At 72.2% G+C, this 19,930-nt stretch carries 16 protein-coding genes; 8 read left to right on the forward strand and 8 right to left on the reverse strand.

The features are described from left to right. Positions 1-15 precede the first annotated feature (15 nt). The 3 genes from ACZ6TB_RS11685 to sigJ are packed head-to-tail and all read left to right on the forward strand — an operon-like array spanning position 16 to position 1,991. Positions 16-654, forward strand: a complete 639-nt coding sequence (locus tag ACZ6TB_RS11685; RefSeq protein ID WP_465553293.1) for a DUF4232 domain-containing protein — start codon at positions 16-18, stop codon at positions 652-654. A gap of 60 nt (positions 655-714) precedes the next feature. After that, positions 715-1,158, forward strand: a complete 444-nt coding sequence (locus ACZ6TB_RS11690) for a carboxymuconolactone decarboxylase family protein (RefSeq protein ID WP_465553295.1) — start codon at positions 715-717, stop codon at positions 1,156-1,158. After that, the gene (sigJ, locus tag ACZ6TB_RS11695; RefSeq protein WP_465553297.1) at positions 1,110-1,991 is read left to right on the forward strand and encodes an RNA polymerase sigma factor SigJ; all 882 of its coding nucleotides are present in this window, start codon (positions 1,110-1,112) and stop codon (positions 1,989-1,991) included. The genes ACZ6TB_RS11690 and sigJ overlap by 49 nt, the downstream gene beginning before the upstream one ends. Here sigJ and ACZ6TB_RS11700 read toward each other — a convergent pair. Together ACZ6TB_RS11700 and ACZ6TB_RS11705 are read right to left on the reverse strand one after the other, a co-directional pair. After that, positions 1,978-2,961, reverse strand: a complete 984-nt coding sequence (locus ACZ6TB_RS11700) for a sensor histidine kinase (protein ID WP_465553299.1) — start codon at positions 2,959-2,961, stop codon at positions 1,978-1,980. The two genes, sigJ and ACZ6TB_RS11700, sit on opposite strands and share 14 nt — an antisense overlap. Continuing rightward, complete coding sequence (locus tag ACZ6TB_RS11705; RefSeq protein ID WP_465553300.1) at positions 2,958-4,061, reverse strand: DUF418 domain-containing protein; 1,104 nt, start codon at positions 4,059-4,061, stop codon at positions 2,958-2,960. The genes ACZ6TB_RS11700 and ACZ6TB_RS11705 overlap by 4 nt, the downstream gene beginning before the upstream one ends. Before the next feature lie 75 nt (positions 4,062-4,136). Here ACZ6TB_RS11705 and ACZ6TB_RS11710 point away from each other — a divergent pair, with 75 nt between their 5' ends. Further along, positions 4,137-4,775, forward strand: a complete 639-nt coding sequence (locus ACZ6TB_RS11710) for a hypothetical protein (RefSeq protein WP_465553302.1) — start codon at positions 4,137-4,139, stop codon at positions 4,773-4,775. Here the strand turns inward: ACZ6TB_RS11710 and ACZ6TB_RS11715 are convergent. Next, entirely contained in the window at positions 4,772-6,982 is a 2,211-nt protein-coding gene (locus tag ACZ6TB_RS11715) for a glycoside hydrolase family 3 N-terminal domain-containing protein (RefSeq protein ID WP_465553304.1), read from the reverse strand. The two genes, ACZ6TB_RS11710 and ACZ6TB_RS11715, sit on opposite strands and share 4 nt — an antisense overlap. Positions 6,983-7,063: 81 nt before the next feature. Here ACZ6TB_RS11715 and ACZ6TB_RS11720 point away from each other — a divergent pair, with 81 nt between their 5' ends. From ACZ6TB_RS11720 to katG, 3 genes are all read left to right on the forward strand, one after another. Beyond that, the gene (locus ACZ6TB_RS11720) at positions 7,064-7,723 is read left to right on the forward strand and encodes an HAD family hydrolase (RefSeq protein ID WP_465553305.1); all 660 of its coding nucleotides are present in this window, start codon (positions 7,064-7,066) and stop codon (positions 7,721-7,723) included. Positions 7,724-7,852: 129 nt separating this feature from the next. Continuing rightward, a complete protein-coding gene (locus tag ACZ6TB_RS11725; RefSeq protein WP_465553307.1) occupies positions 7,853-8,287 on the forward strand; it encodes a Fur family transcriptional regulator in 435 nt (144 codons plus the stop codon). Next, entirely contained in the window at positions 8,284-10,527 is a 2,244-nt protein-coding gene (gene katG, locus ACZ6TB_RS11730) for a catalase/peroxidase HPI (RefSeq protein ID WP_465553309.1), read from the forward strand. Before ACZ6TB_RS11725 ends, katG begins: the two co-directional genes overlap by 4 nt. A gap of 60 nt (positions 10,528-10,587) precedes the next feature. On the opposite strand, the gene ACZ6TB_RS11735 is transcribed toward katG, so the two are convergent. Then, positions 10,588-12,336 (reverse strand): alpha/beta hydrolase, encoded by a 1,749-nt coding sequence (locus ACZ6TB_RS11735; RefSeq protein WP_465553311.1) that lies wholly within the window; start codon positions 12,334-12,336, stop codon positions 10,588-10,590. Positions 12,337-13,132: 796 nt separating this feature from the next. On the opposite strand from ACZ6TB_RS11735, the gene ACZ6TB_RS11740 reads away from it, so the two are divergent. Continuing rightward, entirely contained in the window at positions 13,133-13,666 is a 534-nt protein-coding gene (locus tag ACZ6TB_RS11740; protein ID WP_465553313.1) for a pyridoxamine 5'-phosphate oxidase family protein, read from the forward strand. Here the strand turns inward: ACZ6TB_RS11740 and ACZ6TB_RS11745 are convergent. From ACZ6TB_RS11745 to ACZ6TB_RS11760, 4 genes are read right to left on the reverse strand one after another with little or no spacing between them, the layout of a single operon-like run. After that, complete coding sequence (locus tag ACZ6TB_RS11745; RefSeq protein ID WP_465553315.1) at positions 13,663-14,313, reverse strand: hypothetical protein; 651 nt, start codon at positions 14,311-14,313, stop codon at positions 13,663-13,665. The two genes, ACZ6TB_RS11740 and ACZ6TB_RS11745, sit on opposite strands and share 4 nt — an antisense overlap. Before the next feature lie 29 nt (positions 14,314-14,342). Beyond that, positions 14,343-15,194, reverse strand: coding sequence for a class I SAM-dependent methyltransferase (locus tag ACZ6TB_RS11750; RefSeq protein ID WP_465553316.1), 852 nt, complete (start codon positions 15,192-15,194; stop codon positions 14,343-14,345). Between the two features lie 52 nt (positions 15,195-15,246). Next, a complete protein-coding gene (locus ACZ6TB_RS11755; RefSeq protein ID WP_465553318.1) occupies positions 15,247-18,651 on the reverse strand; it encodes a winged helix-turn-helix domain-containing protein in 3,405 nt (1,134 codons plus the stop codon). A 25-nt stretch (positions 18,652-18,676) separates the two neighbouring features. Then, positions 18,677-19,903, reverse strand: coding sequence for an MFS transporter (locus ACZ6TB_RS11760; protein ID WP_465553320.1), 1,227 nt, complete (start codon positions 19,901-19,903; stop codon positions 18,677-18,679). Positions 19,904-19,930: the final 27 nt, after the last annotated feature.

Genomic DNA, 19,930 nt, shown 5'->3' on the forward strand with positions numbered 1-19,930 from the left:
GGTTACCTGGGGTGTATGCGACGACTTCTGCTTCTGATGGCCGCTCCCGCGCTGCTCGTGGCCGGCTGCTCGGCCCCGTCCGGCCCGGCCGCATCGGGCTCGGCGGCATCGGGCTCGGCGGCATCCGGCGCCGGTGCCGCGCCCACGGGCGCGCCGACCGCGACATCGAAGCCCACCGCGACCGAAGCGGAACCCGGTTCCGGTTCCGGGTCGGGCTGCGGTGGAGCGACCCCGCGATGCCACAGCAACGACGTCAAGCTGAGCCTGGGCGAGACGGATGGCGCGGCCGGCAGCCGGTTCACCCCGCTGGTCTTCACGAACGCCTCGGACCACACCTGCACGCTGTACGGCTACCCCGGCGTCTCGTGGGTCGCCGGCGACGACGGCCACCAGGTCAACGAGCCGTTCGAGCGTCAGCGGTCCACTCCGAAGGTCACCGTCACCCTGACCGCGGGCGCCGCCGCGCACGCCACGCTCCAGACCCACGACGTCGGCTTCTTCGACGCCGCGAAGTGCAAGCCGGTCGCGGTCCGGGGCTTCCGCGTCTACCCGCCGGACGAGACGAAGTCCCTCTTCGTAGCGCTGCCGGAGAAGGCCTGCTCGGCCAAGGCCGTCAACGAGGGCGTCGTCACGACGATCACCAAGGGCGCCTGAGGAGAGCGCCGTCACAGCGCGGATTGTCACGCCGCACGCCGCGAGATCCGTCGTTGTCGCATGAGCGAACGATTCACCTGGGCCACCGCCAACCCGGCCGGCTTCGCGGCCATGATGCAGATCGAGAAGTTCACGCGGACGACCGTCGACGCGAAACTGCGCCACCTCATCAAGATCCGCGCGTCGATCCTCAACGGGTGCGCGTACTGCCTCGACATGCACACCACCGAGGCCCTCGCCGACGGCGAGGACCAGCGGCGGCTGTTCGCGGTGGCGACCTGGCGGGAGGCGACCGACCTGTTCGATGAGAGGGAGGTGGCCGCGCTCGCGCTGACCGACGCCGTCACCCGGCTCGGCGAGCACGGCGTGCCCGACGACGTCTGGGAACAGGCCACCAAGCAGTACACCGAGGCGGAGATTGCCGATCTCATCCTCGTCATCGGCATCATCAACGTGTGGAACAGGATCTCGGTGAGTACCCGGCACCAGCCGCCGGTGAAGTGACGGCGAACTTCGAGGAGCACCGCCCGATGCTGACCGGGCTGGCCTACCGCCTGCTCGGCAGCATGCACGACGCCGAGGACGTCCTCCAGGAGGCCTACCTGCGCTGGGCGGCCGCCGACCGGACGACCGTGGAACAGCCGCGCCGCTACCTGACCCGGGTGGTGGCGCGGCTCGCCGTCGACCACTTGCGGGCGCGGCAGGCCCGGCGGGAGAGCTACGTGGGGGAGTGGCTGCCCGAGCCGGTCGCGACCGATCCGTCGCCGTTCGGCGCCGTCGACACGTCCGACCTCTCGTTCGCCGTGCTGCACCTGATGGAGCAGCTCACCCCGCCGCAACGCGCGGTCTACGTGCTGCGGACCGCCTTCGATCTGCCGTACGCGGAGATCGCCACCATCGTCGAGCGGCGCGAGGAGGACTGCCGTCAGCTGTTCCGCCGGGCCGAACAGGCGCTGCACGAGAACCGGCAGCGGTTCACCCCCGCCCCCGGCGAGCACCGCCGGCTGCTCGAGGACTTCGTGGCCGCCGCCCGCGGTGGCGACCTCGACCGGCTGCGCGGCCTGCTGCACGACGACGTGATGTCCTGGTCGGACGGGGGCGGCCGGGTGCGTACGGCGCTGCGGCCGTTGATGTCCCCGGCCAAGGTGGCCCGCTTCTTCGGCGCGATCTACACCCGCCCGGCCGAGTTCCGGGCCGAGCCGCTCGAGGTCAACGGCGCCCCGGCCCTGCTCGTCCGGTTCGGCCCGAACCGGCACGTGCTGGTGGTCGAGCCCCGCGAGGGCCGGATCGGCAAGATCTTCGTCCAGTCCAACCCGGACAAGCTCACCCCAGCGTGATGGTGATCCGGGTCGGCCCGCCGAGCGGACTGTCGATCTCCAGCCGGCCGTCCACCGCGTCGAGCCGATCGGCGATGCCGCGCAGCCCGCTCCCGCCGGCCGAGCCTGACGAAACGGACAAAGCCGCCCCGCCCAGGCCGTCGTCGGTGATGAGGATCTGGTTGTCCAGGAACGTGACCGTGGCGGCCCCGGCGCTGCTGTGCTTCACGACGTTGCCCAGGCACTCGGCGACCGCGAAGTAGAGCGCCGTCTCGGTGGCCGGCGACGCCGTCGCGAACGACCCGGTCACGGTCACCGGGACGGCGAGATCCAGCGCCAGCGCCCGGACCGCGTCCACGATGCCCCGGTCGGCCAGCACCGGCGGGTGGATGCTGTGCATGACCGCCCGCAGGTCGTCGAGCGCCGCCACCGCCGTCTGCCGGGCCTCGGCGATCAGCTTCTCGGCCCCGGACGGGTCGCGCCGCAGCAGGTCCCCGGCCAGCCCGAGGGCCAGCGCGAGCGACACCATCCGGGCCTGGGCACCGTCGTGCAGGTCGCGCTCGACCCGTTTGAGCTCGGCCGCCTGCCGGTCGAGGGCGCCGGTGCGCGAGCGGGACAGCGTGGCGACCCGCGCCGCGAGCTCCCGCTCCCGGCGGCCGGGCGGCCGGCTGGCCAGCCACGCGTGGGCGCCGAGCAGCAGCGACAGCCCGGTCATGGTCCAGACCGGCCAGAAGTAGCCGCCGCCGCTGAGCACGTAGACGGTCACGTCCACGGTCGCCAGCACGACGCAGAACGCGGCGTCGACCGCCAGCCACCGCCGCCGGCCGCCCTCGACCCGCAGCGCGCGACGGAAGGCGTACGTGCCGAAAGTTATTGTCGCGAAGCCGAAGTAGACCCACCGTGGCCAGAATTCGCCGCGCCCGGTCGCCGCCCAGACGGCGGTGACCGCGACGCTGAGCGCCACGGCCACACCGGCGAAGACGCGGTTCATCGGTACGCGATCCGGCGCAGGAGGACCTCGGCCGGGCCGCGCCCGTTCATCCGGGCGGCGACGGCCACCGACACCAGCCAGACGGCGACGGCCGCGAGCACCGCCACGTAGGTGTTGCCGCCGAGGTCGAGCGCCCACGGCGAGAACAGCGTGATCCAGCAGACCGACTGGAAGAGGTAGCCGCTGAGCGAGCGCTGCCCCAGGGCGGCGATCCGGGGCCGTGTGGTCATCCGGGCGGCAATCAGGCCGAACAGCGCCACGTACCCAGGGCCCCCGTACTCGCCGGTGACCGCGTGAACCATGGCCATGGCGTCGACCGTACCGGCATCCACGTGCAGCAGGCCCGCCGACACCAGGGCGTAGGGCAGCGCGCCGAGGATCGAGAAGCCGAGGCAGCCGATCGCGGTGCGGCGCAGCAGGGTCAGGTGCCGGCCCGGCTCCTCGAGGATGCGGTGGCGGGCGGCCCAGATGCCGAGCCAGACGATGACGATGAACGGGATCACGGTGGCGGTGTGCACGGGCCACTCGGCGAGCCGGTGGACCATCGAGGACAGGTAGGAGCCGGCGGCCAGCGACGGGTTCGGGCTGTTCACGATCGCGGCGTCGCCACCGTGGGCGGTGCCCACCGCGATCACGGCGAGGACCAGTGCGTACACCGTCTGGAATCCCCAGAGCCAGAGAACCACGCGGTGGAAGCGGTCACCGCGCCGGAGCAGCAGGGCGGTGCAGATCAACCCCACGATCCCGTACGCGCCGAGAAAGTCGCCGAAGTAGAGCAGGCTCGCGTGCACCAGCCCGAACCCGACAAGGGCGGCGTTGCGGCGCACCAGCACGCGCCGCGGGCTGCGCCGGGACAACTGCACCAGGCTGTAGCCGAACATCACCGCGAACACCGGATAGGCCCGGCTGTCGACCAGCGTGGTCATCAGGAAGTTCACGAGCCGCTGGAGCCCGTGCGGCGTGCCGTCGATGCCGGGCTGCCCGGCGAACGCGAAGTTGGCCGCATTGGCCAGCGCGATGAACAGAAGCATGGCGCCGCGCGCCAGATCGGGGGCGAGGGCCCGTCCGGTGCGGGCCGGCGTTTCCAGGATCGCTGTCATGCGAATCAATCTCGTCGACCGCGGCGCGAGTCACGAGAACACTGGAACCCATCTCGTAGTGGTATTAACACCCCTATGGATCTGCTGTCCGCCGCCGTCCGGAACAACGCCGAGTGGTGCGCCCTGGTGTGCCGGACCCACGGCGTCGCGTCGCGCTTCGGCGAGCGGGCCTGGCGCGCCGACGGGCAGCCGCCGCCGTACTACCCGTCCGCGGTCACGCTGACGCCGTCGGCCGGGCCCGGCGACGTGCTGCCGGCGTCCTCGGTGAAGGACAGCTTCGCCGCCCTCGACCTGCCCGGATTCGCGCCGCTGTTCGAGGCCCAGTGGATCCACCGCCCGGCGCCGGCGGCGGTGCCGGGCCCGCTCGCCCGGCGGGTCGCCACGCCCGCCGAGCTTCGCGAGTGGCACGCCGCCTGGGGCGGCGGCGACATCTTCCGGCCGCCGCTGCTCGACGACCCGGACGTGGCGATCCTGGCCGTCGACTCCCGCGGCGGCGCCGTCCTGAACCGGGCCGCCGGCGTGGTCGGCGTTTCCAACCTTTTCGCGACCGTCCCGGCCGACCTGGACGGCGTCTGGTCGGCCGCCATCCACGCCGCCGCCGCGCTGTTCCCCGGCCTCGACCTGGTCGGCTACGAGCACGGCGAAGACCTGACGGCGGCGCTGGCGGCGGGTTTCGCCCGGATCGGCCCGCTCCGGATCTGGGCCCGCGCCTAGCCGGCCGCGCCGACCTCGAATGTGGCCGCGAGCTCGGCGGTCGAGCTGCCGCCCACCCACACGTCGAAGGTGGAGTCGTCGAGCACCCAGTCGCGGGCCACGGCGTTCCAGTAGCGGCGGTGCTCGGGGCCGATCGCGAACTGGACCCGCCGGTTTCCGCGCGCCGGAACCACGACACGATCAAATCCCTTGAGCTCCCGTACGGGACGAGAGGCCGTCCCGTGGCGCTGGTGGAGGTAGAGCTGCACGACCTCGGCCGCCTCGCGGTCCGACTCGTTGGCGACCTCGACCGACACCGTGACGGTGCCGTCGGCCGGGATCGCGGCCCGGTCGACGGTCAGGTCGCTGTACCGGAACTTCCCGTAGCTCAGGCCGTGCCCGAACGGGAACAGCGGCGTGCTCTCCTCGTCCCAGTAGCGGCGGGCCTGGTTGTCCGGCTCGTGCGACGTGGTGTGCGAGTAGATCATCGGGATCTGGCCGGCCGTGCGCGGCCAGGAGAACGGCAGCTTGCCGCCCGGCGAGACGGCGCCGAAGAGCAGGTCGGCCACGGCCGCGCCGCCCTGCGTGCCGGGGTACCAGATGTCGAGGATCGCCGGCACGTTGGCCGCGGCCCAGCGCAGGTCGAGCGGCCGCCCGTTCATCACCAGCAGCACGGTCGGCGTGCCGGTCGCCACGACGGCCTGCAGCAACTCCAGCTGGCGGCCCGGCAGGTCCAGCGACGACCGGGACGCGGCCTCGCCGATCATGTTCTGCCACTCGCCCAGCACCACGACCGCGACGTCGGCGGCCGTGGCCGCCTCCACGGCCCGGGCAAACTCACTGTCCGCGTCGAACCCGTCGGGATCGGTCGGGGCGTTGCCGCCGAACATGTCGAACATCGACGGGAACGTACGCTGGCCGGCCGCAATGCCCCGGGCGTAGGTGACCGCGGCCTTTTCTCCCACGGCGGCGCGGATGCCGTCGAGCACGGTGACGGTCTCGCCGAGGTCGTAGTCGAACACCCACGGGCCGAGCGTGTCCCGCTTCGAGTCGGCGAGCGGCCCGATCACCGCGATCGAGCCGGGCGCGGCGGGGTCGAGCGGCAGCAGGTCGCCCTCGTTGCGCAGCAGGACGGCCGAGCGCTGGGCGGCCTCGCGCGCCGCCGACCGGTGGGCCGGATCGGCCAGCACCTCGCGGGCCCGGTCCTCGTCGACATACGGGTCGTCGAACAGGCCCAGCCGTACCTTGGCCTCCAAGATCTTGCGAACCCGCTCGTCGAGCACCTTCTCGTCGACGGCTTTTTCTGCGACGGCGCCGGGCAGATGGGCGTACGCCGGATCGGTGATCGCCATCTCCATGTCGACGCCGGCCGTCACCGCGCGGGCGCCGGCTTCGGCCAGGTCCTTGGCGAAACCATGAGTGACCAGGTTGCGTACGGCGTTCGCGTCGCTGACCACGAACCCGTCGAAGCCCCACGTCTCCCGCAGCACCTCGGTGAACAGCCAGTGGCTGGCCGACGCCGGGATGCCGTTGAGGTCCATGTACGCGGTCATCACGTTCCCGGCGCCGGCCTTGATCGCGGCCTCGAACGGCGGGAAGTACACGTTCCACAGCTCGTGGTCGGAGAGGTTGGCCTCGTCGTAGTCACGGCCGCCGAGCGCCGCCCCGTACCCGCCGAAGTGCTTGGGCCCGGCGATGATGTGCTGCTGGAACCCGCGCACCTGGGCCGCCGCGACCGCCGCGCCGAGGAACGGGTCCTCGCCCGCGCCCTCGATGATCCGTCCCCACCGCGGGTCGCGGGCGATGTCCACCATCGGCGCGAACGTCCAGTGGATGCCGACCGCCCGCGCCTCGCGCCCGGCGACCGCCTGGCCGCGCTCGATCGTCTCCAGGTCCCACGAGGCCGCCATCGCGATCGGCACCGGGAAGATCGTGCGCAGGCCGTGGATGACGTCGAACCCGAACAGCAGCGGCACGCCGTGCGCGTTGCCCTCGACCCCGAGCCGCTGCAACCGGTTGATCTCGGCCGGGTCGGTGACGAACAGCAGCGAGCCGGCCGCGCCCCGGCCGAGCTCGGCCTCGACCGCCCGGGGCTGCGCCTCCGGGTCGAGGCCCAGGGCCGGGTCGGTCTGCGCCCCGGCCGGCAGCTTGAAGTAGAAGAACTGGGTCAGCTGCCCGGCCTTCTCCGCCGGGGACATCGTCGCGAGCAGGTCGTCGGGGTTGGCCATGGTCATGATCCTCCGCGCTGGTCGTCTCGCTTACACGTGTAAGTGAGGATTCTACGCCGGTTCCCGGGGTATGCCATCGGCATGGCCGACACCGCGATCTTCGACGTCGACGGCACCCTGGTCGACACGAACTACCAGCACGCCCTGGCCTGGTACCGGGCCTTCCGGCGCTCCGGCATCACGCTCCCGGTGTGGCGCCTGCACCGGGCCATCGGCATGGGCGGCGAGCAGCTCGTTCCGGCGGTGGCCGGCGATGCGGTGGAGCGTTCGCACGGGGACGAGCTGCGGGACGCGCAGACCGAGGAGTTCGACAAGCTCATCGACGAGGTGCGCCCCTTCGACGGCGCCCGGGAGCTGCTCGAGGACGTCCGGTCGCGCGGCTTCCGGGTGGTGCTCGCCAGCTCGGGCAAGAAGAAGCACGTCGACCACTTCCTCGACCTGCTCGACGCCCGCGACCTGGCCGACGCCTGGACCACCGCCGACGACGTCGAGAACAGCAAGCCCGCCCCCGACCTGGTGGCGACCGCCCTGCGCCGCGTCGGCGGCGCCGACGGCATCATGATCGGCGACTCGACGTGGGACTGCGTCGCGGCCGGCAAGCTCGGCGTGCCGACGATCGCCGTGCACACCGGTGGTTTCGCCGTTGATGAGCTCACCGAGGCCGGCGCCGAGCGGGTCTTCGACTCCCTGGTCGAGTTCCGCGAGCACCTGGGGGAGACGCCGCTGAAGGCGGCCCGCTGAGGGACGCTCTGACCGCCCCACCCAGCCCCGCCCTCCGAGGGTGGGGCCACCCTAGCGCCCGGCTCCGACACTTTCGCGACCCGCGAGCCAATCTTGATTAATTCCAGATTGGGGCCTAGGGTTCGTCGGGTGACCGACCACGAGGCGCAGCTCCGGGCGTCCTCGTTGCGCGTGACCCGACCCCGGCTGGCCGTGCTCGCCGCGCTGCGAGAGCACCGCCACGTCGACACCGACACGGTGATCGAGCTGGTGCGGGCCGATCACCCGACGGTCTCCCACCAGGCGATCTACGATGTGCTGCGAGCGCTCACCGACGCCGGTCTGGTGCGCCGCATCCAGCCCGCCGGTGCCACGGCGCGTTATGAGACCCGGGTGGGGGACAACCACCATCACGTCGTCTGCCGCTCCTGCGGATCCATCGCCGACGTGGACTGCGCCGCCGGTCACACCCCCTGTCTCACCGCCTCGGACGACCACGACTTCGTGATCGACGAGGCGGAGGTCGTCTATTGGGGCGTCTGCCCCCAGTGCCAGAAATCCGCCCGCTCGGAAGGAAGCAAATGAGCGACAACCTGGACCCGAAGGCCGCAGGCTGCCCGGTCGCGCACGACTCGGCGACCGCGCACGGCAGTGAGAGCGAGAACCCGGCGATCGACGCGCCGCAGCCGCACACCGGCGGTCGCCCCCGCACGAACCGGGACTGGTGGCCCAACCAGCTCGACCTGTCCGTGCTGCACGCCCACTCGTCCAAGGGCAACCCCCTCGGCCCCGACTTCAGCTACGCGAGCGAGTTCGCCAAGCTCGACGTCGAGGCGCTCAAGCGCGACATCACGACGGTCCTGACCACGTCGCAGGACTGGTGGCCGGCCGACTTCGGCCACTACGGCGGCCTGATGATCCGCCTCAGCTGGCACGCCGCCGGCACGTACCGGATCGAGGACGGCCGCGGTGGCGCCGGCGACGGCGGCCAGCGGTTCGCGCCGCTCAACAGCTGGCCCGACAACGCCAACCTGGACAAGGCCCGCCGCCTGCTCTGGCCGGTCAAGGCCAAGTACGGGCAGAAGATCTCCTGGGCCGACCTGCTGGTGCTGGCCGGCAACGTGGCCCTGGAGTCGATGGGCTTCACCACCTTCGGATTCGGCTTCGGCCGCGAGGACGTGTGGGAGCCCGAGGAGATCTTCTGGGGTCCCGAGGACGCCTGGCTCGGCGACGAGCGTTACGTCTCGGAGAGCTCGATGGCGGACACCGTCGGCGCGACCGAGATGGGCCTCATCTACGTCAACCCCGAGGGCCCGAAGGGCAGCGCCGACTTCCTGGCCGCCGCCCACTTCATCCGGGAGACCTTCGGCCGGATGGCGATGAACGACGAGGAGACCGTCGCGCTCATCGCCGGCGGCCACACCTTCGGCAAGACCCACGGCGCCGGCATCGCCGACAACCACGTCGGCCCCGAGCCCGAGGGCGCCCCGATCGAGGCGCAGGGCCTCGGCTGGCTGAGCACCAACGGCTCGGGCAAGGGCGCCGACACCATCACCAGCGGCCTCGAGGTCACCTGGACGGACAAGCCGACCCAGTGGAGCAACCGCTTCTTCGAGATCCTTTTCGGGTACGAGTGGGAGCTGTCCACCAGCCCCGGTGGCGCGAAGCAGTACGTCGCCAAGGACGCCCCCGACCTCATCCCGGACCCGTTCGACCCGTCGAAGAAGTACAAGCCGACGATGCTCACGACCGACCTGTCGCTGCGCTTCGACCCGACCTACGGCCCGATCTCGCGCCGGTTCCTGGAGAACCCCGACGAGTTCGCGCTGGCGTTCGCCAAGGCCTGGTACAAGCTGCTGCACCGCGACATGGGCCCGGTCAGCCGCTTCCTCGGCCCGTGGGTGGCCGAGCAGCAGCTCTGGCAGGACCCGGTTCCCGCGGCCGAGGGTGAGCTGGTCGGCGACGCCGACATCGCCGCGCTCAAGGCCAAGGTGCTCGAGGCCGGCGTCCCGGCCGCGCAGCTGGTCTCCACCGCGTGGGCGTCGGCGGCGAGCTTCCGCTCCACCGACAAGCGCGGCGGCGCGAACGGCGCCCGCGTCCGGCTCGAGCCGCAGAACGCCTGGGAGGTCAACCAGCCGGCGCAGCTCGCGTCCGTGCTGAGCGTCCTCGAGGGCATCCAGAAGGAGTTCAACGAGGCGGGCGGCGCCAAGATCTCGCTGGCCGACCTGATCGTGCTGGCCGGCTCGGCCGCGGTCGAGAAGGCCGCGAAGGACGCCGGCGTCGAGGTGACCGTGCCGTTCCGGCCGGGCCGCACCGACGCGACCCAGGACCAGACCGACGTCGAGTCGTTCGCGGTGCTCGAGCCGCGTGCCGACGGTTTCCGCAACTACCTGCGGCCGGGCGAGAAGACCCAGCCCGAGGTGCTGCTCGTCGACCGGGCGTACATGCTGAACCTCACCGCGCCCGAGATGACCGTGCTGGTCGGCGGCCTGCGCTCGCTCGGCGCCAACGCCGGCGGCACCCGGCACGGCGTGCTCACCGACAAGCCGGGCACGCTCACCAACGACTTCTTCAAGAACCTGCTGTCGCCGGGCACCCGGTGGAAGGCGTCGGAGTCCGAGGAGCAGGTGTACGAGATCCGCGACCTCGCCACCGACCAGGTGAAGTGGACGGCGTCCGCGGTCGACCTCATCTTCGGCTCGAACTCGCAGCTGCGGGCCCTGTCCGAGGTGTACGCGAGCGAGGACGCCCACGGCAAGTTCGTGGCCGACTTCGTGAAGGCCTGGACGAAGGTCATGGAGCTGGACCGCTTCGACCTCGTCTGATCGTCTATTTGCGACGAGCCCGGCCGTACCGGCCGGGCTCGTCCCTTGCTGTTGATCTTTTTAGCGGGTGCCGTTGAGGGTCGACGGCATCAGCGGTCCGGCCACCGGCGGCCGCTGCGCCTGAACCGCGGTCGCGCTCAGCGTCGAGGCGGTCGCTGAGCCCTCGGGGTCGGTCGGCAGCGGCTCCAGGAACGGCTGGTACTCGCCCTGGCACACCTTGCCCTTGGCCGGCAGGGTGAGCTTGAGCAGGTAGGTGTCGATCGCGCCGGTCGCGCAGGCCGACGTGCCGTACGACGTGTGGCCCCAGTTGGTGTTCGACAGCAGGCGACTGTTGGGCAGCCGCTTGGACGCCGAGACCGCGTCGTCGTAGTTGGTCGCCGGGTCCCACTTGGTGCCGACGATCAGCACCGGCGAGGCCGTCTTGCGGTTCCAGGGCCCGGTGTACGCGTCCTCGTCGCGCACGGTCCAGGTGTTGCGCGCGCACGGCGCCGTCGCCCAGCCCCACACCCGGCCGAAGTAGGGCGCCCGCTTGTCGGCCTTGGCCATCAGCGCCGGCCACTGACCCGCGTCCTTCGGGTGCAACGCGTCGGTGCAGTCGACGCCGGTGAACGACTCGACGCTGTTGTCGTACGGGAAGTCCCGGCTCGCCTTGGCCTTGGCGTCCCGGATCCGCTTGATCAGGCCGGCCCGCGCGACGGACTTCGCCTTGGCGCTCGCCGGGTTGAGCAGCGTCCAGATGTACTGCGCGTCCAGGGTGACCCAGTCGCCGGCCCCCACGTCGTACAGGTCGCCGAGGATGCCGCCCACGAAGTCCGCGTAGGTGATCGTGAAGGTGCCGTCCTCATCGGACACGACCAGCGGCTTCGCCCGCAGCTTCTGGGCGATGACGTCGAAGTTCTTGACCGGGTTCCCGGCCGCGAACACGCAGTACTTCTCGCCCGCCTTGTCGCAGCGCTTGAGGATCTCCTGCAGCGCCCGGTACGCCCCGTCGGCCGAGCGCAGCCGCTCGTCCTGCTCCTGGGCGGCGGTCTTCTTGGTGCCGACCCAGTGCTCGGGGTCGAGCACGCCGTCGACCACGATCGAGCGGAACCGGTCCGGGAACATGTCGGCGTAGTACTGCCCGATCGCAGTGCCGTAGGAGAAGCCCAGGTAGTTCAGCTTCTTGTCGCCGACGGCGCGGCGCAGGACCTCCATGTCGCGGACGACCTCGGCCGTCGACATCGAGCCGGACAGCGGCTTGCCCGTGGTCGAGCAGGCCTTGCCCAGCTTCTTGGCCGCGTCGACGTACTTCGCCTCCTCGGCCTTGCCCCACGGGAACGCCACGTTCATCTGGCCGAGCACCGCGGTCTGGTCCTTGACCGACTTGAAGCACTTGACGTTGTCGCTGAACGCGATGCCGCGCGGGTCGAATCCGACGATGTCGAACCGGTCGAGCACCGGCTTGCTCAGGAAGTCCGGCGCCCCGTACGCGATGCTGGTGCCCGATCCGCCGGGCCCGCCCGGGTTGAGGAACAGGCTGCCGATCTTGTGCTTCTGATCCTTCGCCTTGATCCGGAGAACGGCGATCTCCGTCGTGGCGCCCTTCGGGTTGTCATAGTCGAGCGGAAGCCGGGTCGTGGCGCATTCGGCGATGTCGTAGCACTTGTACCAGCCGAGCTTCGGCGTCGGCACGCGGTCGACCCGCTTACGCTCCTGGGCGCTGGTGTGATCGGTCTTGGCCGCGGCCGCCGAGGCCGGCGCCGCAGCACCGGCGACGAGCAGCCCAGCGACCATTCCGGCCACCAGGACGGTTCTGCCGAGACGTGGCATGCACAATTCCTTCCGTCGATCCCTGCGCGGCCTCATCGCCGCGCTCGGCATAGTAGGAAGTGAATGCCACACATTTGGGTGGACCGTTTTCTAATCAGGTCACAATGTTTCCCGCAGAGCAAAGATTGCTCGATTTAGTAGCGAGATTGGGCCGCCTTTTCGCCGCTCGGCCGATTGGGATTGGCACGATCCGGCGAGTGCGGGTGACCGCCGCGGGCGACCCTGAACGCGTTGCAGAATGCATTCGGTGGGGCGGTTTCATGGGCCGGGGTATTCGGATGGGTGTCGCGCCCGGTTGCCGTTGGGTCGCCGCCCACGTTGGCGCCGGCGGCGGCTTGTCGCTCACGTCGGCGCCGGCGTCAGTTTGCCGCTCACGTTGGGCCGTTGGCGGCTTGTCGCCCGTGTTGGGCCGGTGGCGGCTTGCCTCCCGTGTTGGGGCCAGTGGCGGCTTGTCGCCCGCGGTTGGCCGGCTCACCGCCCACGTCGCGTCGCCGCTGGATCGCCGTCGCCGCTGGATCGCCGTCGCCGCTGGATCGCCGTCGCCGCTGGATCGCCGTCGCCGTTGGGTCCCACGCCGGGTTCCACGCCGTTGGGTTCCAGGCCGTTGGGTTCCGCGCCGTTGGGTTCCAGGCCGTTGGGTTCCGCGCCGTTGGGTCCCCACCCCGTTAGCGGGTGGGGCGAATGTAGGGCCGGCGTATGACATTTCTGGGCCGGCCGTCCACAGGCGACCGCGAAAGTGTCAGGGGGTGGCGGTATACCGATGGTCCGACGAAGTGCGGCGGGAGGAGCAGCGACGATGCGATGGTCGGAGATGGCGGAGCGGCAGCCCCGGCTGGCCGAGGCCGGCCGCCGGCGGCTGCTCGCACCGGGAGTGGTGCTGGTCGTCACGATCCGGCGGGACGGCACGCCGAGGCTCAGCCCCGTCGAGCCGCTCGTGCTCGACGGGGAGCTGTGGCTGTCGATGATGCCGGCGTCGGCCAAGGTGCGCGACCTCGATCGGGACGCGCGACTGCTGGTGCACAGCGTGATCACCAGCCGGGACGGGGGCGAGGGCGAATACAAGATCCGCGGTACGGCCCGGGCCGAGACCGGGGTCGCCGTTCAGGAGCGTTATGCCGCCGTGGTGTCCGAAGTTCTCGGCTGGCAGCCGGTGCCGGGGGACTTCCGGCTGTATGCGGTCGAGATCGGTGACGTCACGGTCATTCGCTATGACGATGCCAGCGGCGACCAGTTCGTCACGCGCTGGCCCGACGGCGGTGAGTCCGTGCGCCGGGGCACCTCAGCCACGACGCTCGGGCCGCCGGGACCGCATCATGACCTGCTCGATTAGTCGGGGCAGCGGGTGCCGACCGAAATGTGCACGGTGGTCGTCCGGCCGGCGGCGCTCACCTGCAGAGGGACGCACGCGGGCCGGTCCAGCGAAAATCCGCCGGGATACACCAGCCACGCCCCGGGCGGCGACGGCGGCTGCGGGCAGGCCGGGATGTGCAGGCTGGTCGTCCACTCGGCCGCGTGATTGCCCCACGCGATGGAGAGGCGGGAGGCCCACGGCGCGGGCACGGTCAAGGTTGACTCGTGCCCGGCGTGAACGAGGAGTCCGGTCTTGGCGAAGAGACGGTGCGGGTCGGTTCCGTCCGTGGAGTTGGCCTGCAGAGTCGACGTGTCCAGGGCCACCGCGTCGAGAACGCCGGCGTACGGCGTGGGCGGCGCCGGCACGACGTCGATCGAACCGGCACAGTCGAGACCGATCGTCCCGGCCGGCAAGGTCGCCGCCGCGCTCGGGGAAGCCGGTGCGCCCACGCGTGCCGCGCTCGCGCCGGGTGCCGCGCTCGCGCCGGGTGCCGCGCTCGCGCCGGGTGCCGCGCTCGCGCCGGGTGCCGCGCTCGCGACCGGTGCCGGCGTGGGCTTCGGCTTCGCGGTGCAGCCGGCCGCGCAGCACACGGCGGTCACCACGGCGACGGTTCTCGCTGACCGCATCGAGCCCTCCCCGGCACTAGGTAGCGCTCCTATGACACCTCGGGGGCGGTTCGGGTTCCCGGCGAGGGCTCGTCGAAGCGGTAATGCAGCACGATCGTGCCGGTGCGGGACCACGCGGTGCTGTGCGCGGCGAGACGGTGATAGCGGCGCCAGCCCGGGGGAAACTCGGCCACCTCGGGCTCACGGCTGAGGAGGATTTCCCGTACGAGATGAAGCCGTTGATTCCATTGTTCGGGCTCGTGGGGATCGTCCATGCCGGGGAACCGGATGAGGCCGGCGACCGAGCTCGTGCCGCGGGCGTGACGCGCCACGCGTACGGCGAATCGGGTGTAGCTGTTGAAGACGATCTCGCCGCGCGGGAAATGGTCGAGCAGGCGGTTCCACAATGTCACCAGCTCGTCGCGGCTGAGGAAGCCCATCAGGCCGTCGGCGACGATCACGGCGGGCCGGCCGGACGGGATCGCGCCGAGCCAGCCGGGATCGCGCACGTCGGCCGCGATGACGTTGCCGCCGGGCAGGAGGCGGCGGCGGGCCTCGGCCACCTCGGGGAGATCGACGTCGTACCAGTCGGCGGCCGGGAACGAGCCGAGCCGGGCCAGCCGGGTGTCGAGGCCGGCGCCCAGATCGAGGCCGATCGCGCCGGGATTGCGGGCCAGGAACGCCGAGGCGACCTGGTCGAGCTTCCGGGCCCGGAGCGCGACGTTGAGAATCAGGTTGGTGTCGGGGTGCAGCGCGGCGAAGTCGTAGTCGACCTCGCGCACGATCCGGTCGGCGGTGGTGTCGCCGAGAATGGGCCGGGCGCGGCGGCTGTCCAGGGCCCGCGCGTTCAGCGTGACGAAGAGGCTCTCTTCCAGCGGCGTGAAAGTCGTCGAAATAGTCATGCCGTGAGCCTCCCGGCGCGGCGCCGGGAGCACGTCCACCGGAGGGTGGAATTCATTCCAGCAGCGCGAGCGCGCGGGCGCGGGCCACCGCGGAGGTACGGCTGTGAACGCCCAGTTTCCGGTACAGATGAATGAGATGGGTCTTGACGGTGCTCGGTTCCACGTAGAGCCCGGCCGCGATCTCGGCGGTCGAGCAGCCGGCCGCCACCAGTCGCAGGACTTCCTGTTCACGCTCGGTCAGCGGCTCGATCAGCGGGGACGGGTGGGGTGCGCGGGATGCCGGCAGGTCTGTGCGCGGTGGCGGGAGGTCTGCGCGCGATGCGGGCGGCGCGGGCTGCGCGGGTGGCAACGTGGACAGCGCGAGCGGCGCTGGCAGCGCGGGTGGCACGGGTAGCGCGGGTGGCGCGGGTGGCGCGGGTGGCGCGGGTGGCGCGGGTGGCGCGGGTGGCAGCGTGGGCGGCTCGGGTGGCGCGGGTGGCGCGGGTGGCAGCGTGGACGGCTCGGGTGGCGCGGGTGGCAGCGTGGACGGCTCGGGTGGCACCGGTGGTGCGGGCGGCAGCGACGCCAGTCGCGTTCGCAGCCAGCCCAGGCCGTGCCGCGCGGCCAGGTCCCGGGCGATTTCCCGATGCCGTTCGCCGAGGCCGGCGGCGACCAGGATGCGGGCCGGAGTGACCGCCACGGCCTCGACCCCGGCCGCCCCGAAGCGCAGCATGTCGGCGAGCACGCGCGGCTCGACCGGGCCGGTCCAGGCGACTGCGGTGGCCCACTCGACGGCCGCGTCCCGGTCGCCGCGGGCCAGGCGTACCCGGGCTTCGGCCGCTTCGAGCAGGCGGGTGACCATCGGGTACGGGCCGCCCTGGACGAGTGGCCGCACCTCGTCCAGCACGGCCTCGGCGGCGGCCGGGTTGCCCTCGGCCAGGTGCAGCCGCACGACCGGCAGAGCGCCCAGCAGCACGAGCGGCGGCGCGTCCCCGAAGTCGCGCGGCGCCGCCATCCCGTCGATCGCCGCCGGCCACGCGGCGGCCAGGTCGTGGTGGCCGGTCGTGGGTGGCAGGGCCGAGGCCAGGTCGTGGTGGCCGGTCGTGGGTGGCAGGGCCGAGGCCAGGTCGTGGTGGCCGGTCGTGGGCGGCAGGGCCGAGGCCAGGTCGTGGTGGCCGGTCGTGGGTGGCAGGGCCGAGGCCGGGGCCGGGCCTTCCCCATCGGGCATTGAGGCCGCGGCCAACTCGTGCTCGTCGATCAGCAGGTCGGCCAGGACGGTCCGGAGCCGGCCCACGACCTGGTCGCCGGCTCGGGCCAGGGCCGCGCGGGCGGTGGCCAGCGCCTGCCGGTGGGCGCCGCGCAGGCGTTGGACATTGATCTGCTGGGTGGTTGCGGTGAGGCTTCCCTGGGCCAGCCCGGCCCGGCGCGCGAGCCGGGCGGACTCGGCGAACGCCTGCTCGGCCTCGTCGAGCCGGCCCAGGGCGAGCGCGGCCTGCCCCAGGCTCATGGCCGCGACATTGCGGTAGGCCTCGTCGTCCGGCGGAAGGTCACGCCGGGCACGGGAGGCCAGGCCGCGGGCGATATCGGGTGCCACGTCGGGCGCGACGGTCGAGAGATAGGCGCGGGTCGCGGCCACCGCGGCGGCATCGGCTACTGCTTCGCCCGAGAGGAGAGCCGCATCGAAGGCCGCGAAGGCCGCGGAGGCCGCGGAGGCCGCGGAGGCCGCGGGGGCGACGAAAGCGGCGGAGGCGGTGGGCGCGGCGAAAGCGGCGGAGGCGGTGGGCGCGGCGAAAGCGGCGGAGGCGGTGGGCGCGGCGAAAGCGGCGAAAGCGGCGGAGGCGGTGGGCGCGGCAGAGGAAGCACGCGAGGCAGCATCGACCCACATCACGGCCTCATCCAGCTCCACGCGATGGATCAGCAACCAGGCCCGGGCCAGGCACAGACGCGGCCGGCTCCGGACGACCGCATCCGGCAGCGCCCCCAGCCACTCCGCAAGCAGGGGATGAATGCCCATGGTCGCGAACAGGGACGGTGCCAGCGTCTCGACCCACGATGCCGCCTCCGTGATCGCGCCGCCGGCCAACCCGTGGCCGATGGCCTCGGGAAGCAGCCCGGCCCGGCCGAACCACGCGGCCGCCCGCCGGTGGAGCGACCCCGAATCCCCATCTGCCTGCGCCCGCAACGCGTCGGCGAACAAATGGTGGTAGCGGTACCAGATTCGCTCGTCGTCCAGCGGCACCAGGAACAGGTTGGCCCGCTCCAGCTGCTCCAACATCTCCCGCGCGTCCGAGGTGTCCAGCAGTTCGTCGCACAGCGGCGCGCACATCCGGTCCAGCACGGCGGTGGCCAGCAGGAAGCGCCGCACCGGCGGTGGCTGCCGGTCCAGCACCTCGGCCGTCAGGTAGTCGGCCACCAGCCGGTTTCCGCCGGCGAAGGCGGCCACGAACGCCGCCGGGTCGGTGCGGTCGCGCAGGGCCAGCCCGGCCAGCTGGAGACCGGCCGCCCAGCCCTCGGTGCGCTCGACCAGCGCCGCCACCTCATCGCCGCCGAGACGCATCGGAGACCGGGCGCCGCGACTCGTCCCCGAAAGGAACACCGCCGCCTCGGCATGTGTAAAGGCCAGATCCGCGGCGCGCACCTCGGCCAGCTGACCTCGGGCGCGCAGGCGGGGCAGCGGCAGCGGCGGGTCCGAGCGGCCGGCGATCACCAGATGCAGGGCGGGCGGGAGGTGCTCGAGGAGGAACGCGACCGCTTCGTGCACGGCATCCGCCCGTACGAGGTGATAGTCGTCCAGCACCAGCAGGGCGGGCGTGGTCAGCGCCGCCAGGTCGTTGACGATCTCGGTCAGGACGAGGGAGGCCGGTGGGGGCCGCGCCGCGTCGAGGCGGACCAGCGCCGTACGCCCGCAATCGGAAGCGACGGCCCGCAGCGCGGCAATCAGATAGCGCAGCACCTGGCCCGCGTCCCGATCCCGTTCGTCCAGGGTGAGCCACCCGGCCGGCCGGTCCACGCGGGCCAGCCACGAGGCCAGCAGGCTGGTCTTCCCGGCGCCGGCCGGCCCGGTCACGACGGAGCATCGGGCGGTGGCGAGGCCGGCGTCGAGCCGATCGAGCAAACGCGGCCGGGTGACCAGACCGGGCGGCGGCCGGGGAACGAAGAGCTTGGTCGCGAGCAGCGGAAACCCGGACACGCGTACGGCCAGAGCGGCCGCCGCCTCGGTCAGGCGCGCGGCCGTCAGATCCCTGCCCTTGCCCAGGTAGAGCTTGTGCTGGCGGCCGGCCGCCGTGCGATAGGCGACCCAGTAGGCGCCGCCACGCTGCCGGCTCTCCTTGCGCGCGGTGTAGGTGCCGGCCGGCGCCCGGTACGAGAAGGACCGCGCGTCGTCGCCGCCGAGCCAGGCGAACCAGCCGGGGGAGTCCACGGTCAGTTCCGCCGCGGTGCCCCGCAGCCACCCGTCCACCACCGTGGGAACGCGCATCAGGCACCCAAAGTACCCAACGGCACTAGGTCGAAGGAACGACCAGAGCGGGGACGCGACGGAGACCGGCCGACAGGAAACCGCTGATCACGACGAAGACCAGCGACAGCGAGACGACCGCGGGCCAGCCGGCGAGCGACCACGCCACCCCGGAGAGGCTGCCGAAGATCGACGAGCCGGCGTAGTAGGCGAACAGGTACAATGACGCCGCCTGGCCGGCCGGCAGCCCGCCCGCGTGCGCCCGCACCGGCACCCAGCCGCTGGCCACGCCGTGCACGCAGAAGAACCCGGCGGTCATCACCGCGAGCCCGATCACCACGACCGGCAGCCGGTCGGGCAGCGTGAGCAGCAGCCCGGCCGCGGTGAGCAGGCAGCCGAACGGCATCACCGCCCGCCGCCCGAACCGGTCGGCCAGCCGCCCCGACACCGTCGAGCTGAGCGTCCCGACCGGATAGACCAGGAAGACCGCGCCCGCCGCGCCCGCGCCGAGCAGGAACGGCGCCGACGTCAGCCGGAAGCCGATCGCGTTGTAGACGGCCACGAAGGCGCCCATCGCGCACGCGCCGATCCCGTACAGCGACAGCAGCGCCGGGTCGGTGAGCGTCCGCAGCGTCGCCGCCCGCTCCCGGCGCGGCGCGAAGTTGCGCGACGCCGGCAGCACGAGCGCGACCAGCACGGCGCAACCCAGCCCGAGCAGGGCGACAACGGCCAAGGACCAGCGCCATCCGTACGCCTCGGCGACCCCGGCCGTGACCAGCCGGCCGGCCATGCCACCCAGCGCGGTCCCGCCGATGTAGAGCCCGGCCGCCCGGGCGTGCGTGGAGGCGTGCAGCTCCTCGCGCAGGTAGGCGGTCGCGACCGCGGGCAGCCCGGCCAGCGCCACGCCCTGCAGCAGCCGCAACCCGAGCAGCGCGTGCCATCCGGGGGCGACCGCGCAGGCCAGTCCCACGATGCCGGACGCCGCCAGCGACACGTGGATCAGCCGGGTGCGGCCCACCTTCTCCGACATCGGGCCGGTGACCAGCAGCGCGACCCCGAGCCCGACCGTCGCCGCCGACAGCGACCAGGAGCTCTGCGCGGGCGTCAGCGCGAACGCGCCGGCGAGCTCGGGCAGCACCGCCTGCGTGCTGTAGAGCAGGGCGAACGTGGCCACCCCGGCCGCGAACAGGGCGAGGCAGACGCGGCGGTACCCGGCTTCACCGGCGCGATATCCGTGGGTCACCCGGCCGACGATGCGCCGACCTGCCACCATGCGTCCAATACATCAAAAACAATGGAC

The sequence above is a fragment of the Actinoplanes sp. NPDC051537 genome (assembly GCF_055586105.1).

Excerpts from the sequence above, each read along its gene's own strand:
- ACZ6TB_RS11735 (WP_465553311.1), bottom strand. The coding sequence starts at position 12,336 with ATGCCACGTCTCGGCAGAACCGTCCTGGTGGCCGGAATGGTCGCTGGG.
- ACZ6TB_RS11760 (WP_465553320.1), bottom strand. The coding sequence starts at position 19,903 with ATGGTGGCAGGTCGGCGCATCGTCGGCCGGGTGACCCACGGATATCGC.
- ACZ6TB_RS11685 (WP_465553293.1), top strand. The coding sequence starts at position 16 with ATGCGACGACTTCTGCTTCTGATGGCCGCTCCCGCGCTGCTCGTGGCC.
- ACZ6TB_RS11700 (WP_465553299.1), bottom strand. The coding sequence starts at position 2,961 with ATGAACCGCGTCTTCGCCGGTGTGGCCGTGGCGCTCAGCGTCGCGGTC.
- ACZ6TB_RS11690 (WP_465553295.1), top strand. The coding sequence starts at position 715 with ATGAGCGAACGATTCACCTGGGCCACCGCCAACCCGGCCGGCTTCGCG.
- ACZ6TB_RS11705 (WP_465553300.1), bottom strand. The coding sequence starts at position 4,061 with ATGACAGCGATCCTGGAAACGCCGGCCCGCACCGGACGGGCCCTCGCC.
- katG (WP_465553309.1), top strand. The coding sequence starts at position 8,284 with ATGAGCGACAACCTGGACCCGAAGGCCGCAGGCTGCCCGGTCGCGCAC.
- ACZ6TB_RS11720 (WP_465553305.1), top strand. The coding sequence starts at position 7,064 with ATGGCCGACACCGCGATCTTCGACGTCGACGGCACCCTGGTCGACACG.
- ACZ6TB_RS11715 (WP_465553304.1), bottom strand. The coding sequence starts at position 6,982 with ATGGCCAACCCCGACGACCTGCTCGCGACGATGTCCCCGGCGGAGAAG.
- ACZ6TB_RS11710 (WP_465553302.1), top strand. The coding sequence starts at position 4,137 with ATGGATCTGCTGTCCGCCGCCGTCCGGAACAACGCCGAGTGGTGCGCC.
- ACZ6TB_RS11755 (WP_465553318.1), bottom strand. The coding sequence starts at position 18,651 with ATGCGCGTTCCCACGGTGGTGGACGGGTGGCTGCGGGGCACCGCGGCG.
- ACZ6TB_RS11750 (WP_465553316.1), bottom strand. The coding sequence starts at position 15,194 with ATGACTATTTCGACGACTTTCACGCCGCTGGAAGAGAGCCTCTTCGTC.
- ACZ6TB_RS11745 (WP_465553315.1), bottom strand. The coding sequence starts at position 14,313 with ATGCGGTCAGCGAGAACCGTCGCCGTGGTGACCGCCGTGTGCTGCGCG.
- ACZ6TB_RS11740 (WP_465553313.1), top strand. The coding sequence starts at position 13,133 with ATGCGATGGTCGGAGATGGCGGAGCGGCAGCCCCGGCTGGCCGAGGCC.